The sequence below is a fragment of the Nonomuraea sp. C10 genome (assembly GCF_008017515.1).
In the GTDB taxonomy this organism is placed as follows: Bacteria; Actinomycetota; Actinomycetes; order Streptosporangiales; family Streptosporangiaceae; genus Nonomuraea; species Nonomuraea ferruginea.
Genome location: NZ_VPFF01000001.1, coordinates 4,336,166 through 4,349,654, shown reverse-complemented (window position 1 = coordinate 4,349,654; position 13,489 = coordinate 4,336,166). Strand labels below are relative to the sequence as shown.

Below are 13,489 nucleotides of genomic sequence, written 5' to 3'. Positions count from 1 at the left end.
CTCAGCGGTGCGACAGCACCCAGCCGAGAGCCGGGCCCACGGCGTCGACCACCGATGCCCGCGGGTCCGGCTCCGGCCGGGAGACCACCACGACCGGGACGCCGAGCACGGCCGCGGCCTCCATCTTGGGCCACGTGTACGATCCGCCGGAATCCTTCGTGACCAGCACGTCCGAGCCGTGCTCGCGCATCACTTCGAGGTCGCCGTCCAGCGTGTACGGCCCGCGGCTGGTGAGGAGGCGCCAGTTCGGAGGCAGGACGGTGCCAGGGGCGTCGACCACCCGTGCCAGCACGGCGAACTCGCGCAGCCGCGGCACGAACCGGCCCAGCTCCTGCCGTCCGACGGTGAGGAAGGGGCGTTCCCCGAGCGCGGCGGCGAGCGCGGCGGCCTCGTCGTGGGTGGCGGCGTACCGCCAGGCGGGATCGGGCTCCCAGCCCGGCCGCTCCAACCTGAGCAAAGGAACCTGCTCCGCGGCACAGGCCTCCAGCGCGTTGCCGCTCATACCGCGGGCGAACGGATGGGTCGCGTCGACGACGAGATCGTAGTCCGCGAGGGCCGCGCGCAGGCCGGGCACGCCGCCGAAGCCACCGATGCGCACCCGGCCCACGGGCAGCCGGGGGCGAGCCACGCGTCCGGCGAGTGACGAGGTGACGTCGACATCCGCGTCGACCAGGAGACGGGCGAGCTCCCGCGCTTCGGCGGTGCCGCCCAACAGCAGGACCTTCATCGCCCGCCTCCCACGGTCAGGGCCGGGAGACCGGAGGGTGCTCCCGTACGGGCCAGCGCGAGCAGGGCGTCGACGTCGAGGTGCTCCTCGACGAGGTCGGCCAGCAGTTCCAGCCGGCGTTCACGCGCCGCAGGAAAACCGACCCCAGAGGGCTCCAGTCCTGCGACCTCGGCGAGGAAGGCGGCCCGGAACTCATCGCCTTCCAGGGCGCCGTGCCACATCGTGCCGAAGACCCGGCCGGTCCGGGCGCCGCCGAGGAACTCGTCGACTCCGTCGGCGCGGGTGATCCGCCCGTGGTGGATCTCGTATCCGGTGGCGATGGCTCCCAGCGCTTCGCCGCGCGGCAGGCGCAGCACCTTGTCGGGGCGGAACTCGGTCGTCACGGGAAGCAGCCCGAGCCCCGCCGCCCGTGTGCCCGCCAGGCCCTCCACGCCGTCGGGGTCGTGGATTTCGGTGCCGAGCATCTGGAAGCCGCCGCAGATCCCGAGCAGTGCCCGACCCGCGCGTACGTGCGTTTCGATCGCGGTGTCGAGGCCGCGTGAGCGCAGCCACGCCAGGTCGGAGAGCGTGGCCCGCGTTCCGGGCAGCACCACCAGGTCGGCGTCGGCCAGGTCGCGGGGGGCGGAGACGAAGACGACGTCGAGGTCGGGTTCGAGGCCGAGGGCGTCGACGTCGGTGAAGTTGCTGATGCGGGGGAGCCGGACGACCGCCGTCCGCACGCGGGCGCCGTCCCGGCTGCGTCGGCCTTCGAGGTCGAGGGCGTCCTCAGAGTCGAGCCACAGATCGGGATGCCACGGCAGCACGCCGTGGACCGGACGTCCGGTCAGGGATTCCAGCTGTTCCAGGCCGGGACGCAGGAGGGAGAGGTCGCCCCGGAACTTGTTGACGACGAAGCCCGCGATCAGCGACTGGTCGGCGGGCTCCAACAGCGCCAGGGTGCCGCACAGGGAGGCGAACAGGCCGCCGCGGTCGATATCGCCGACCACGACGACGGGAAGGCCGGCGTGCCGGGCGAGCCCCATGTTCACGTAGTCGCCGGCCCGCAGGTTGATCTCCGCGGGACTGCCCGCCCCCTCGGCCACGATCACATCGAAGCGGGCCGCCAGGTCGTCGTATGCCGCGTGCGCGGCCTGCGCGAGGTGGCGGCGGCCGGTGGTGAAGTCGGTCGCCGCCACCTCGCCCGCCGGTCGGCCCATCACCACGACATGGCTGCGGCGGTCGGAGCCGGGCTTGAGCAGCACCGGGTTCATCGCGGGCTCCGGCACCACCCGGGCGGCCAGAGCCTGCACCCACTGGGCGCGTCCGATCTCGGCGGTCGAGCCGTCGCGGTCGTGGCAGACCATCGAGTTGTTGGACATGTTCTGCGCCTTGTACGGCGCCACCGACACCCCACGGCGGGCGAACGCCCGGCACAGTCCGGTGGCGACGACCGACTTCCCGGCGTCGGAGGTGGTGCCGGCGACGAGCAGACCACTCACGGCGCGGACGTCCTTTCCGGGGCACGCAGCAGACAGACTTCCATCACCCAGCCGGCCGCCTCACGGGCGGCTTCCCTGGCCGAGTGGAGGTCGGACAACACGTCGCCCACCCGCCCGGCGACCAGGTGCTCACCGGCCGCGCCGAGGTTGGCGCCCCACCAGATCCGCCAGTCCCGCAACTCCCGCAGGTTCTCCAGGTTCCGCTCGGAGCCGAGCATCACCACGATGTTGCGCTGGCCGTCCGCGACCGCCTCGGGCAGCCGGCGAGCCGTGGTGATGTGCACGGGCCGGCCCACCCCGTGCAGCACGATCCGGTGCCGCGCGGCCAGCACCTGCGGGGCGCTGATTCCGGGGATCACGTCCCAGGTCAGGTCCATCCGCTCACCGAGCCGGTCCAGGACGCGCAACGTCGAGTCGTACAGCGAGGGGTCGCCCCAGACCAGGAACGCCGCGGTTCCGCCACGGGCGGCCAGTTCTTCGGCGTACGCGTCCACGCGCGCGGCGTGCCATGCCTTGACCGCACCGGGATAGTCGGCCGGGTCGTCGCGGTCGCGTTCGGGATCGGCGACCTCGACGAGTTCGAGGCCGTGCTCCGCGCAGATCCGGCGGCGCACTTCCAGCAGTTCGTCGTCATCGCCCTTGCGCACGGCGAGTACGTAGCCAGCCGCCGCCAGGGCCTTCGCGCCCTCACCCGTCAGATGGTGCGGGCCCATGCCGAAGCCCACCACGTGCACGTGCGTCACCGTCGTTCCCCGATCATCACGCGCCGTCTTCGAGATCACCCTCGACCTCCAGGTAGACCTTCTGCAGCGCCTTCACGGTCTCGTCGTTCGGCTCCGCCCACAGGCCGCGCTCGGCGGCCTCGTGCAGGCGCTCGACGATGCCCCGCAGCGCCCACGGGTTCGACCTGCGCAGGAACTCCTGGTTGGTCTCGTCGAGAACGTACGACTTCGCCAGCGACTCGTACATCCAGTCCTGGACGACACCGGCGGTGGCGTCGAAACCGAACAGGTAGTCCACCGTCGCGGCCAGCTCGAACGCGCCCTTGTAGCCGTGGCGCCGCATCGCGCCGATCCACCGGGGGTTGACCACGCGCGCCCGGAAGACCCGGTTGGTCTCCTCCTGAAGGGTGCGGGTCCGCACCGCGTCGGGCGAGGTCGAGTCGCCGACGTACGCCTTCGGGTCGGATCCGGTCAGCGCGCGCACGGTGGCGATCATGCCGCCGTGGTACTGGAAGTAGTCGTCGGAGTCCGCGATGTCGTGCTCGGTGCTGTCGACGTTCTTCGCGGCGACCTTGATCCGCCGGTATGCGGCGCGCATGTCGTCCGCGGCGGGGACGCCGTCGAGGCCGCGTCCGTAGGCGAACCCGCCCCACACGGTGTAGACCTCGGCCAGGTCGTTGTCGTCGCGCCAGGTGCCCGATTCGACGGCCTGCAGGATCCCGGCGCCGTAGGAGCCCGGCTTGGAGCCGAAGATCCGGGTGGTCGCCCGGCGCGCGTCGCCGTGCTCGGCGAGGTCGGCGCGGGCGTGCGCGCGGACGAAGTTCATCTCGTCGGGCTCGTCGAGTTCGGCCACCAGCTTCACCGCGTCGTCGAGCATCGCCACGACGTGCGGGAAGGCGTCGCGGAAGAAGCCGGAGATGCGGACGGTGACGTCGATGCGCGGGCGGCCCAGCTCGGCGAGGTCGATGACCTTGAGGTCGTTGACCCGTCGCGACATGTCATCCCACACGGGGCGCACACCCAGCAGGGCCAGCACCTCGGCGATGTCGTCGCCGGAGGTGCGCATCGCGCTGGTGCCCCACACCGACAGACCCACCGAGGTCGGATGCTCACCGGTCTCGTCGAGATAGCGCCGCACCAGCGACTCGGCCATCGCCTGTCCGGTCTGCCACGCCAGCCGGGACGGGATGGCACGCGGGTCGACGGTGTAGAAGTTGCGGCCGGTGGGCAGCACGTTGACCAGGCCGCGCAGCGGCGACCCCGACGGGCCGGCCTCGACATAGCCGCCGTTCAGGGCATGCAGCAGCACGTCCATCTCGTCGGTGGTACGGGCCAGACGCGGCACCACCTCGGTGGCGGCGAAGGCCAGCACCTGACGGACCACCGGGTCGTCGTGCAGGGCGTCCACGGCGGCGACATCCCAGCCGGCCGCCTCCATCGCGGTGAGGAGGGACCGGGCCTGCTCCTCGTACACGTCCACGGTCGCCGTCGAGGCGTCCTCGGACAGGCCAAGGGCGGCGCGCAGGCCGGGTATCGCGTTGCCCACACCGCCCCACACCTGGGACGCGCGCAGGATCGCGAGCACCAGGTTGACCCGGGCCTCACCGGTGGGCGCCTGGCCGAGCACGTGCAGGCCGTCGCGGATCTGCACGTCCTTGATCTCGCAGAGCCAGCCGTCGATGTGCAGCACGAAGTCGTCGAACTCGTCGTCCTCGGGCCGCTCGTCCAGGCCGAGATCGCGGTGCATCTCCGCGGCCCGCATCAGGGACCAGATCTCGCCGCGGATCGCCGGCAGCTTCGCCGGGTCCATCGCGGCGATGTTGCCGTACTCGTCGAGCAACTGCTCCAGACGGGCGATGTCGCCGTACGTCTCGGCGCGTGCCATCGGCGGGATGAGGTGGTCGATGATGGTGGCGTGGGCCCGGCGCTTGGCCTGGGCGCCCTCGCCGGGGTCGTTGACGAGGAACGGGTAGAAGAGCGGCAGGCTTCCCAGTACCGCGTCGGTGCCGCATTCGGCGGAGAGCGCGGCGTTCTTACCGGGCAGCCACTCCAGCGAGCCGTGCTTTCCGACGTGTACCACCGCGTGCGCGCCGAAGCCGCCGTCGGTCTCCGGGGCCTCCAGCCAGCGGTAGGCGGCCAGGTAGTGGTGGGTCGGAGGCAGGTCGGGGTCGTGGTAGATGGCGACGGGTTTCTCGCCGAAGCCTCGGGGCGGCTGGATGAGCAGCGCCACGTTCCCGGCGACCAGCGTGGCAAGGACGATCTCGCCCGCGTCGTTGACGAACAGGCTGCCGGGCGCCTCACCCCACGCCTCGGCCATCCTCTCGCGCAGTGCGGCAGGGAGATCCGCGGTCCAGCGAGCGTACTTCTCGGCGCTGATCCGTACATGGGCGTCGGTGAGGTGCCCTGAGGTCAGCCATTCCTCGTCCTGGCCGCCCGCCGCGATCATCGCGTGGATCAGCGCGTCGCCGGCCTCGGTGTCGTCGTCGAGGTCGAGGCCCGGCACCGCGCCCGGCGCGCCCAGGTCGTAGCCGGCGTCGCGCAGCCGGCGCAGGAGGCGGATCGTGGAGACCGGGGTGTCGAGGCCGACCGCGTTGCCGATCCGCGAGTGCTTGGTCGGGTACGCCGAGAGGACCAGCGCGACCTTCTTCTCACGGTTGTGCATATGACGCAGGCGTGCGTGGTTGACCGCGATCGCGGCCACACGGCGGCAGCGCTCCGGGTCGGCGACATAGCGAGGCAGACCGTCGGCGTCGATCTCTTTGAAGGAGAACGGGGCGGTAATGATCCGCCCGTCGAACTCCGGGATCGCGATCTGGTTGGCGGAGTCGAGCGGAGTGACGCCGTCATCGCTCGCCTCCCACTCCGCCCGGCCGCTGGTCAGGCAGAGGCCCTGCAGCACCGGGATGTCGAGGGCGGCGATCCGCTCCACGTCCCAGGTCTCGTCCTCACCGCCCGCGCTCACCGACGCGGGGACGCTGCCCCCCGCGGCGAGCACGGTGACGACCAGGGCGTCGAGGGTCTGAAGCGCCTCGAAGAGGTCGTCGGGCGCGCTGCGCAGCGAACCGGCGAAGATCGGCACCCCGACGGCCTCGCCGGTGGCGTCGACGGCGTCGGCCAGGGCGTGGGCGAAGGCCGTGTTGCCGCTGGCCTGGTGGGCTCGGTAGTAGAGGATGCCGATCCGTGACAGGGAGGCGTCGACCGGCGCGGTGCGCTCGGCGAAGCCCCAGGAGGGGATCGCCGTGGGCGGCTCGAAGCCTTCGCCGGTCAGGAGCACCGTGTCCGACAGGAAGGCGTGCAGCTGGGCCAGGTTGACCGGGCCGCCCTCGGCCAGGTAGCGGTGGGCCTCGGCCGCGACCCCGATGGGGACACTGGAGAGCTCCATCAGCTCGGCGTTCGGCTGCTGCTCCCCGCCGATCACGACGACCGGCGTCCCGGCGGCGCGGACCGCCGCCAGCCCCGGCCACAGGTCGTGCGGCGAACCGAGCAGCCGCACGACGACGAGGTCGGCGCCCGCCACGCAGGCCTCAAGGGCGGCATCGCCGTCGCGCGCCGGATTGGCGAGCGCGTACCCGGCCCCGCTGGCCCGCGCGGAGAGCAGATCGGTGTCGGACGTCGACAACAGACAAAGACGTACGGACGCGGCCATGGCCGGGCTCCTCCTCCGGGGTTCTCGCCCCGTATAGCGGTCGGATCGCCCTCGGCCAGTATCTGGCTGCAGACCCTCGCGGGCCTGATCACAGTGGCGGAACCGCCCCGGAATCTCACCGGGTTCCTGCACCGAAGACGTCCTGGCAGCCTACGGGAGAACGCCCACCGCGCGTCATCCGGCCCATCCCGTCCTCCGTGCGGTATCGGAAAGGGACGAGACACGGTTGGTCTCAGGTTCGATCCGTCTTCCTGCTCGACCAAGTCACCGTCGCGACCGCCACTATCTGCCCGCGCTCAGCAATGCCCAGCTGGTCCTGTTCCACCTGGGCATTGTCGACACGCTGCCGAGGATGGGCGGGCCGGTCCCCTTCGAGCAGCTGCCGGCCGAGCTGGCAGAACCGATCCGGACGGCGAAAGCCACCACCGTCGCCGCTCCCGCCTGTGATCGCGCCGTGCAGGTCGGCGACGGCAACGGGATTGCCGTATCGAGGTTGGCGCTGACGGCGTCTCCTGAGCCGGTGTGGATGATCGGCGTGGGGTGCTGATCCTCAGGCTTCGATCAAGATGCGGATCAGACTGGCGGCCAGCAAAGCGCCTCCCACTCCCAGGAGGGCGCCAACAGGGCCTCCCAAGTAGGCGCCGATCACTGCCCAGGCGCCGATGAGGGCGCCGTAGCCCGTGAGGAGGGGCAGTCCGTCCCGGTGCTCGCCAGTTCGTGATACCCGGCCGAGGATCATCTGCTGCTCAGCCAGCGGATGACGTCGTGAGCAACTCGTCGAAGCGTCCGGACCGCGCCTGGTCGACGATGTCCTGGAACTGATCGATGCTCATCTCGACACGCTGACCGAAGTCGTCGGTGATGACGATTCTCCGCTCGGCAGGAGCCTCAGGGTTGACCCACAGCTCAGGGCAGCCACAGCTGCACTGACCACAGAAACGCGCGATGGACCGCATACGCTCTCCACCTTCCGGCAGGACGGCTCTGTGGCCGAGGATGAAGCGGCAGATGGGCCTCGTCAACCGGCCCAATCGGCAGATACACAATCCTTTCGATACAGGTTGGGAGAAGGAAGCTCGGTAGGGCTGCGCCCTTCTCAGCGGGTCGTCGGGCTGGAAGGATAAATGCCGTGTCCGCCCTGGAAAGGGTCTCGTGCCTGGCCCGCGCCGTTGTCTTCGCGACGGTGTGCGTTGTCATGTCCGCGGGCGGTCACGTTCTCGCCGGTGGCGCGGCGGTCACAGCGCCGGCGTTGCTCATCGGTGTCGCCGGGGCGTTCGTCCTGGCTGCCGTGCTCAGCGGACGTGAGCGCGGGCCTGAGGTCATCATCGGGGCGACGGCGGCCGCTCAGATCCTGCTGCATGAACTGTTCGCCACAAGCGCTCCCCCCTCCGCCCTGCAAACGGACCACGTGCATGGGGGCATGCCGGGTGTCGGCATGACCGTGGCGCATCTCGTGCTCGCGGTGGTCAGCGGATGGTGGTTGTACCGCGGCGAGAGCGCGTTCTGGCTCATGGTGCGGCTGTGGGGAATGGCGCCGCTGCCGAAGCTGCGCCGTCTGCTGGTGGGGGCCATCGAGCCGTTGACGGTCCCGGTCCGGGTGGTTTTCCTCGCTGAGCCCGAGACGCGTCGCGGTCCGGAATTCGTCCGGGCGATCCAGTGGCGTGGTCCGCCGGCCTTGCGGCTTCACTGACGACACGGCCTTCATCAGCGGCAGCGTGCGACTGCCGTCTTCCGACGTGCTCGCAGTCATGACCGCACCCTGACGGGTCCCGGTTCAGATGGCTTGTCGTCGTGCCCGGGGGCGCGTCCTGTTCCTGGGTACGGTCCGTCGGCGTTGCTAAAAGTTTCACTGACGCCACCTGCCCTCATCAGAGGACAGCGTGCGACCTGCCGTCTTCCAGCGGTGTTCGCACGCGAACACCGCTGGAACCCGCCGCCTGCTCGGTATACGACTCATCGCGGAGGCACACAGCGGCACGGTCGTGCCGTCCGCCCGGAAGTGATAGCCGGAGTAATGCCTGCTGGAATGACGTTCCGCCTGGTTCGCGCCGCGGCCTTCGCCGTGGTGTGCTGCGGGCTGGGCGCGTTGGCCCACCTGCTCGGGGGCGGGAACGTGACCGCGCCGATGGTGGTGGCGGCCGTGGCCGTGTCCTTCGCCGCAGCCGTGCCGGTGACCGGCCGCGAACGGGGAACGCGGGTCATTCTCTTCCTGCTCGCCGGCGTGCAGCTGGTGCTGCACCTGTTGTTCTCCGTCGCTTCGTCGCTTCCTTCTCTGCCGGTGGCGCCCGGCGGGCACGTGCATTCGGGTCTCGTCCCGGGGTTGGGGATGCTGGTCGCGCACGGGTGGGCGACCGTGATGACGGCGTTGTGGCTGTCTCGGGGTGAGGCGGTGCTCTGGACGCTGGTGCGTCGCCTGAGCGTGCGGCTCCTCCTGTGGTGGTGGGCGCCACCCCGTACGACTTACTGGGCGGTGCTCGTACCCGCCGCCGAACCCGCGCCCCTTCGTCCGGCTCTGCTGGAGCACTCGCTGAGCGGGCGCGGCCCGCCGGCTCTGCTCGCAGGCTGACCTTCCCTTTTCGCTCCACCGGACGGACGAGCTCCGCCCGGCCGTCGTCGTACGCCCCAACGGAGTCCTTTCATGCCCGCACCCGATAGCGCCGTGCCCGCCTCCTTACGTCTGTCCGAGGTGAGCTGCCGGCACGGCGAGCTGCTGGCGGTCGATCGGGTGAGCCTCGAACTCGGCCCCGGTGAGCATCTCGCCATCACCGGCACCAACGGCTCCGGCAAGAGCACCCTGCTGCGCGCCGTACTCGGCCTGCACCGCCACAGGACCGGGATGATCGAGGTCGACGGCCGGCAGGCGCGGCGCGTTCGGCCTGGAAGGTCATCGGACCCAGCGCCCCGCGCTCAGGGACAGGGCCGCCGCCACGCCGAACCCGGCCGTCGTGGTCCAGCCCAGGACGGAGCGGGAAATGCCCGCCTCGGCCAGCAGCCTCGGTCCGAGGGCGCCGATCAGGAACAGCTGCAGCATCGAGAAGGCCATGACCGAGGTGAGCTAAGCCGTCACCTGCCACTGCCCGGTTGGCGCCGATCGGTCCAGTCGCACCTTCATGTCCCTTCGTCTGCTGCGCGTCGTTCTGTCATGACTGCAAGGAGTGATCGTTATGAATACTCGTGTACGTGCCGCCGACGATCGGCGCCTGACCTCGCTCGCCCTGGCCGCGCGCGAGGGCGGCCCGGCCGAGGTGGAGGCTTTCACCAGAGCGGCCTACGCCGACGTGCGCCGCTTCCTCGCCTACCTCACCGATGTCCAATCGGCCGACGACCTGACACAGGAGACGTTCGTGCGGGTCCTGCGCAGTTTGCCCGGGTTCGCCGGCAGGTCGTCGGCCAGGGCCTGGCTGCTGTCGATCGCCCGGCGGGTGGTGGTCGACCGGTTCCGGGCGGCCGGGGCGCGGCCGGTGGTGGCAGATCTCGCGGACTGGCAGGCAGTTGTGGAGCGGTGCCAGCCGCGTGATCTGCCCAGCTTCCAGGACGGTGTGGACCTTGCGGAGCTGCTGGCGGCGGTGCCGTCCGAACGGCGCAGGGCTTTCGTACTCACCCAGGTCGTGGGCTTGCAGTACACCGAAGCCGCCGAACTGCTCGGCTGTCCGGTCGGCACCGTTCGATCGAGAGTGGCGCGGGCCCGGCTCCAGCTGTGCGCGTCCTGGCTCGCCGCCTGACCACCCGGGGCGGGGGACGGAGCATGCGGCTCCGTCCCCCGCCTCAGCCGGTCATGAGCTGTCCGCGTAGCGCGTCGCGGTCGGGCTTGCCCGCCGGAGTGAGGGGGAAGGAGCCGACCACCAGCAGGTGCTCCGGATGCTTGCCCTTGGCCAGCCTGGCTGCCGGCAAGTGGGGGCACAGGTCCGCCGGCTCCGGTGCGGGGCTGCCGGAGCGCCTGAGCGGGCAGACGACTTCGGCGATCCCGCGCGCCACGGGGAACGGCAGCGCGACCGCGCCGAGAGCGGCCAGAGCCAGGGTCACGTTCATGCGAACCTCCACGGTGCGGGAACCATGAGAGCGCCGTGCTCGTCGCGGGTGAGCGCTGCGGCGAAACGGGGGTCAGCGGGCAAGGCGTCCAGGCCGGTCGTGACCGAGGTGGCGCTCAGCCCTTTCCAGCGCAGGAGCGAGACGGCCTCGACGCTGTCCAGGTCGCGGACTTTGTCCCGGTATGCGGTCGTTGCTTCCTCCGCCGCCACCCAGCCGTCGGCGGTGCGGAGCGGCTGTCTGTAGCCGGGCGGCCTGCGATAGGGCGCGCCCCGCGCGGCCCGGCTCAGCGCGGGTTCCGTGAGGAGCTCGGCCGCGCCGAGGAGCGAGGAATCCACCCGGGCGCCGCGTCCCTCGCGCTCACGTAGCAGCAGCCCGGCCAGCACGGCCTCGGTTCCGAGCAGGCCGCCGAGCACGTCCAGCAATGTCATGAGCGAGGGCGCGGCGGGCTCGCCCTCGGGCCGGACAACGTCGCCGACGCCGGTACGTGCCTGGACCATGAAGTCCGTGCCCAGGGGGCGTCCGGCAGCCGCCCGGCCCAGCCGCTGGTGCAGGCGTAGACCAGGCGGGGATTGATCGCGGAAAGGTCGCCGCTGTCCAGGCCGAGACGTTCGGCCGTGCCCGGTGCCCAGTTCTGCACGAACACGTCCGCCCGCGCGACCAGCTCGCCCAGGTCGGCGCGCCCGGCCGGGGACTTGATGTCGATCTCGACCGCTTCCTTGCCCCGGTTGAGCGCGAGCCACCGGGCGGACAACCCGCCGCACGCCGGGGGCATCCCGCGCAGCGGGTCGCCACCCGGCGGCTCGACCCGGATGACCCGCGCGCCGAGCAGGCCCAGCAGATGAGCGGTGAGGGGAGCCTGGATACGCCGGCCCGCCTCCAGGACCGTGAATCCGGCCAGCGGTCGGAACACGTTCGCGGACGGGGGAGCGCCCGGTGACGGTTGCCGGTCCATCGGCCACAACTGCCAAGGCAGCTCGGCGCGCGGCTCGGCGGCCCTTTCCTCCAGGGAGCGGAGCGCGCACACCGAGGCGCCGTGGTCCTTGGCCGCTCGCCGTACCTCGTGCCAGGGAACGGCGGCGGCCCGCTCGTGGAGGCCGGCGGGCAGAGGGGAGCAGGCGGTGGCGTACCGGAACCGGAAGGACCGCCACCCCGCCGACGCCACCCGCGGATCACTGGCGCTTCCGGAGCGATAGCCCTCGCCGACGTCATCAAGCCCTCGGCTGTCGAAGCGATCGGTGAACTGCACGCGATGGGGCTGAGCACGCTGCTGCTCACCGGTGACAATGCCGCCACCGCGCGAGCCGTGGCCGATCAGGTCGGCATCGACGACGCACCCGCGCTGGCCCGCGCCGATCTCGGCCTGGCGGTGGTCGAGGGCACCGATGTCGCTCAGGCCGCCGCCGACCTGATCTTGGTCCGTGACGACCTGAACGTCCTGCCCACCGCCCTCACCTTGGCACGCGCCACCCTGGCCACCATCCGCGGCAACCTCGCCTGGGCATTCGGCTACAACGTCGCCGCCCTGCCGCTGGCCGCCGCCGGCCTGCTGAACCCGCTCATCGCCGGAGCCGCCATGGCCCTGTCCTCGGTGTTCGTGGTCACCAACAGCCTGCGCCTGCGACGCTTCGCACCGGCGGCGGCGCGTGCCGACTTCCTTGCCGGGCATGTGGACGACCTGGAGGCCCACAGCCCTGCGGCAGCTGAACCGGTCCGTCAGTCGAGCTGACTCCCGGGCACGTACGGGTTGCCGAGAAGTGCCGGCCCCTTCCCGGAGCAGTCAGGCGACCTGGAATCCGGCTTCTTCTCCGCCGTCGCCCTGCTCGTCGGCACCTTCGGCACCGCCGCCCTTGCTGCGCACACCGCCGTCAACCAGCTCGTTTACATCGTCTTCCAAGTCTCCGTCGGCCTCTCGCATGCGGCCTCCATGTCTACCTGGCGCTTCCGGAGCTGGTCCTGCGTCCGTTCCTGGACTCCGATGACGCCACCGCGATGAGGATCGCCGCGGGGCTGCTCATGGTCGCGGACGTCATGCAGTTCATCGACTGCGCCCAGAACATCGGCGTGGGGCTGCTGCGCGGCGTCGACGACACGAAGGGTGGCTTTCGCGTCACCCTTGTCGGCTACTGGCTCGTCGGCCTGCCCGCCGCCTTCCTGCTGGCCGTGCCCGTCGGGCTGGACACACTGGGTACGTGGCTCGGACTGTTCACCGGGCTGGCTGCCACGGCGGCGCTCCTGCTCACCCGTTTCCATCGAGCCCTTCAGTCGGCTGCTTGAGCATGATCAATCTGACCTGGTTCTCCGTGTTCAGCAGCGCGGCCACCCGCCACCCTCTGCGGCGGTACAGCCCGAGCGCCGCGCTGGCTCGCGGGTGCGTGGTGAGCCACCACGACGCGCCCGGGGAGGCGGACAGCAAGGGCAGGACGTGCCCGGACAGGTTGAACGCGTAGGTCTTCTCGAGCCCGACCAGCCCGCCGAACTCGCCCTTGTCCCGTGCCTCGGCAGCCGTCGGGGGTGCACCTCGAAGCCGCTGCATGTCATCACCGCTGCCGTGACCTCGGTCGAGTGGCTCGCCGGCAGTTCGAAGAGCCTGCCGCAGCGACGACAGATCAGGTGATGGTGCGGGACTGTGGCCAGTCCGAAGAGAGTTTCGCCGGCGTACTCGATGCTGTGCAGGACACCGTGTTCGGTCAGCACCGCCACGTTCCGATACATGGTGGAGGGATTCACCGAGCCATGGGTCGAAGTCACCAGCTCGTGCAGGCTGATCGCGCTGAGGTGGGTGGCCGCCTCTCGCAGGATAGCCAGGATCAGGAGTCGCGGGACTGTCCTGCGCAGGCCCAGCCGGGGGAGGATCTCCCCGATGTCGTCGCTCATGCGCGGCAGGTGA

At 71.0% G+C, this 13,489-nt stretch carries 16 protein-coding genes, 3 pseudogenes and 1 riboswitch; of the genes and pseudogenes, 7 read left to right on the top strand and 12 right to left on the bottom strand.

Annotated elements, in window-relative coordinates; translation table 11 throughout:
- Position 1: 1 nt before the first annotated feature.
- Genes FR742_RS20005 through cobN form a run of 4 tightly spaced genes read right to left on the bottom strand, consistent with a single transcriptional unit; the run spans position 2 to position 6,573 of the window.
- On the bottom strand, positions 2–727 hold the full coding sequence (locus FR742_RS20005; RefSeq protein WP_148032348.1) for a cobalt-precorrin-6A reductase: 726 nt from the start codon (positions 725–727) through the stop codon (positions 2–4).
- Positions 724–2,205: a cobyric acid synthase gene (locus FR742_RS20000; protein ID WP_148032347.1), complete on the bottom strand. Its 1,482-nt coding sequence runs from the start codon at positions 2,203–2,205 to the stop codon at positions 724–726. Before FR742_RS20000 ends, FR742_RS20005 begins: the two co-directional genes overlap by 4 nt.
- A complete protein-coding gene (gene cobF, locus FR742_RS19995) occupies positions 2,202–2,948 on the bottom strand; it encodes a precorrin-6A synthase (deacetylating) (protein ID WP_261808630.1) in 747 nt (248 codons plus the stop codon). The genes FR742_RS20000 and cobF overlap by 4 nt, the downstream gene beginning before the upstream one ends.
- Before the next feature lie 16 nt (positions 2,949–2,964).
- Positions 2,965–6,573 carry a cobaltochelatase subunit CobN gene (gene cobN / locus FR742_RS19990; RefSeq protein WP_148032346.1) on the bottom strand — a complete coding sequence of 1,203 codons (3,609 nt, stop codon included), beginning with the start codon at positions 6,571–6,573 and terminating at the stop codon, positions 2,965–2,967.
- A 35-nt stretch (positions 6,574–6,608) separates the two neighbouring features.
- Positions 6,609–6,724: riboswitch (cobalamin riboswitch) on the bottom strand.
- 75 nt (positions 6,725–6,799) lie between these two features.
- Between cobN and FR742_RS19985 the strand changes: the two genes are divergently transcribed.
- Positions 6,800–7,120: a hypothetical protein gene (locus FR742_RS19985; protein ID WP_148032345.1), complete on the top strand. Its 321-nt coding sequence runs from the start codon at positions 6,800–6,802 to the stop codon at positions 7,118–7,120.
- A 199-nt stretch (positions 7,121–7,319) separates the two neighbouring features.
- Here FR742_RS19985 and FR742_RS19980 read toward each other — a convergent pair whose 3' ends face one another.
- Entirely contained in the window at positions 7,320–7,529 is a 210-nt protein-coding gene (locus tag FR742_RS19980) for a hypothetical protein (protein WP_148032344.1), read from the bottom strand.
- Positions 7,530–7,702: 173 nt separating this feature from the next.
- On the opposite strand from FR742_RS19980, the gene FR742_RS19975 reads away from it, so the two are divergent.
- The 3 genes and pseudogenes from FR742_RS19975 to FR742_RS45895 form a co-directional block, all read left to right on the top strand.
- A complete protein-coding gene (locus tag FR742_RS19975; protein WP_148032343.1) occupies positions 7,703–8,263 on the top strand; it encodes a hypothetical protein in 561 nt (186 codons plus the stop codon).
- A 336-nt stretch (positions 8,264–8,599) separates the two neighbouring features.
- A complete protein-coding gene (locus tag FR742_RS19970) occupies positions 8,600–9,139 on the top strand; it encodes an MFS transporter (protein ID WP_148032342.1) in 540 nt (179 codons plus the stop codon).
- Between the two features lie 72 nt (positions 9,140–9,211).
- Positions 9,212–9,382, top strand: a pseudogene (locus FR742_RS45895) (ATP-binding cassette domain-containing protein); the annotation flags it as partial.
- Between the two features lie 75 nt (positions 9,383–9,457).
- Here the strand turns inward: FR742_RS45895 and FR742_RS19960 are convergent.
- On the bottom strand, positions 9,458–9,604 hold the full coding sequence (locus tag FR742_RS19960; protein ID WP_222709000.1) for a hypothetical protein: 147 nt from the start codon (positions 9,602–9,604) through the stop codon (positions 9,458–9,460).
- Between the two features lie 133 nt (positions 9,605–9,737).
- Here FR742_RS19960 and FR742_RS19955 point away from each other — a divergent pair, with 133 nt between their 5' ends.
- Complete coding sequence (locus FR742_RS19955) at positions 9,738–10,295, top strand: sigma-70 family RNA polymerase sigma factor (RefSeq protein ID WP_148032341.1); 558 nt, start codon at positions 9,738–9,740, stop codon at positions 10,293–10,295.
- A gap of 43 nt (positions 10,296–10,338) precedes the next feature.
- Here the strand turns inward: FR742_RS19955 and FR742_RS19950 are convergent, their stop codons facing one another.
- The 3 genes from FR742_RS19950 to FR742_RS19940 are packed head-to-tail and all read right to left on the bottom strand — an operon-like array spanning position 10,339 to position 11,554.
- Complete coding sequence (locus tag FR742_RS19950) at positions 10,339–10,602, bottom strand: hypothetical protein (protein WP_148032340.1); 264 nt, start codon at positions 10,600–10,602, stop codon at positions 10,339–10,341.
- On the bottom strand, positions 10,599–11,099 hold the full coding sequence (locus FR742_RS19945; RefSeq protein ID WP_148032339.1) for a CoA transferase: 501 nt from the start codon (positions 11,097–11,099) through the stop codon (positions 10,599–10,601). The genes FR742_RS19950 and FR742_RS19945 overlap by 4 nt, the downstream gene beginning before the upstream one ends.
- Positions 11,027–11,554 carry a CoA transferase gene (locus tag FR742_RS19940; protein ID WP_148032338.1) on the bottom strand — a complete coding sequence of 176 codons (528 nt, stop codon included), beginning with the start codon at positions 11,552–11,554 and terminating at the stop codon, positions 11,027–11,029. Before FR742_RS19940 ends, FR742_RS19945 begins: the two co-directional genes overlap by 73 nt.
- A 225-nt stretch (positions 11,555–11,779) precedes the next feature.
- Between FR742_RS19940 and FR742_RS19935 the strand changes: the two are divergent.
- Positions 11,780–12,328 (top strand): annotated as a pseudogene (locus tag FR742_RS19935) (HAD family hydrolase); the annotation flags it as partial.
- 51 nt (positions 12,329–12,379) lie between these two features.
- Here the strand turns inward: FR742_RS19935 and FR742_RS45265 are convergent.
- Complete coding sequence (locus tag FR742_RS45265) at positions 12,380–12,517, bottom strand: hypothetical protein (protein WP_222708998.1); 138 nt, start codon at positions 12,515–12,517, stop codon at positions 12,380–12,382.
- Positions 12,518–12,591: 74 nt separating this feature from the next.
- Between FR742_RS45265 and FR742_RS45260 the strand changes: the two genes are divergently transcribed.
- Complete coding sequence (locus FR742_RS45260) at positions 12,592–12,876, top strand: hypothetical protein (protein WP_222708997.1); 285 nt, start codon at positions 12,592–12,594, stop codon at positions 12,874–12,876.
- Here FR742_RS45260 and FR742_RS45890 read toward each other — a convergent pair.
- Both FR742_RS45890 and FR742_RS46595 read right to left on the bottom strand, forming a co-directional pair.
- Entirely contained in the window at positions 12,839–13,135 is a 297-nt protein-coding gene (locus tag FR742_RS45890) for a hypothetical protein (protein ID WP_261808629.1), read from the bottom strand. The two genes, FR742_RS45260 and FR742_RS45890, sit on opposite strands and share 38 nt — an antisense overlap.
- A 32-nt stretch (positions 13,136–13,167) precedes the next feature.
- Positions 13,168–13,476, bottom strand: a pseudogene (locus tag FR742_RS46595) (Fur family transcriptional regulator); the annotation flags it as partial.
- Between the last annotated feature and the right edge of the window lie 13 nt (positions 13,477–13,489).

Coding starts and splice junctions, on each gene's coding strand:
- FR742_RS19960 (WP_222709000.1), bottom strand. CDS start 9,604: ATGCTGCAGCTGTTCCTGATCGGCGCCCTCGGACCGAGGCTGCTGGCC.
- cobN (WP_148032346.1), bottom strand. CDS start 6,573: ATGGCCGCGTCCGTACGTCTTTGTCTGTTGTCGACGTCCGACACCGAT.
- FR742_RS19980 (WP_148032344.1), bottom strand. CDS start 7,529: ATGCGGTCCATCGCGCGTTTCTGTGGTCAGTGCAGCTGTGGCTGCCCT.
- FR742_RS19945 (WP_148032339.1), bottom strand. CDS start 11,099: ATGGTCCAGGCACGTACCGGCGTCGGCGACGTTGTCCGGCCCGAGGGC.
- FR742_RS45890 (WP_261808629.1), bottom strand. CDS start 13,135: ATGCAGCGGCTTCGAGGTGCACCCCCGACGGCTGCCGAGGCACGGGAC.
- FR742_RS20005 (WP_148032348.1), bottom strand. CDS start 727: ATGAAGGTCCTGCTGTTGGGCGGCACCGCCGAAGCGCGGGAGCTCGCC.
- FR742_RS19955 (WP_148032341.1), top strand. CDS start 9,738: ATGAATACTCGTGTACGTGCCGCCGACGATCGGCGCCTGACCTCGCTC.
- FR742_RS19940 (WP_148032338.1), bottom strand. CDS start 11,554: ATGGACCGGCAACCGTCACCGGGCGCTCCCCCGTCCGCGAACGTGTTC.
- FR742_RS45265 (WP_222708998.1), bottom strand. CDS start 12,517: ATGCGAGAGGCCGACGGAGACTTGGAAGACGATGTAAACGAGCTGGTT.
- FR742_RS19950 (WP_148032340.1), bottom strand. CDS start 10,602: ATGAACGTGACCCTGGCTCTGGCCGCTCTCGGCGCGGTCGCGCTGCCG.
- FR742_RS45260 (WP_222708997.1), top strand. CDS start 12,592: ATGAGGATCGCCGCGGGGCTGCTCATGGTCGCGGACGTCATGCAGTTC.
- FR742_RS19970 (WP_148032342.1), top strand. CDS start 8,600: ATGACGTTCCGCCTGGTTCGCGCCGCGGCCTTCGCCGTGGTGTGCTGC.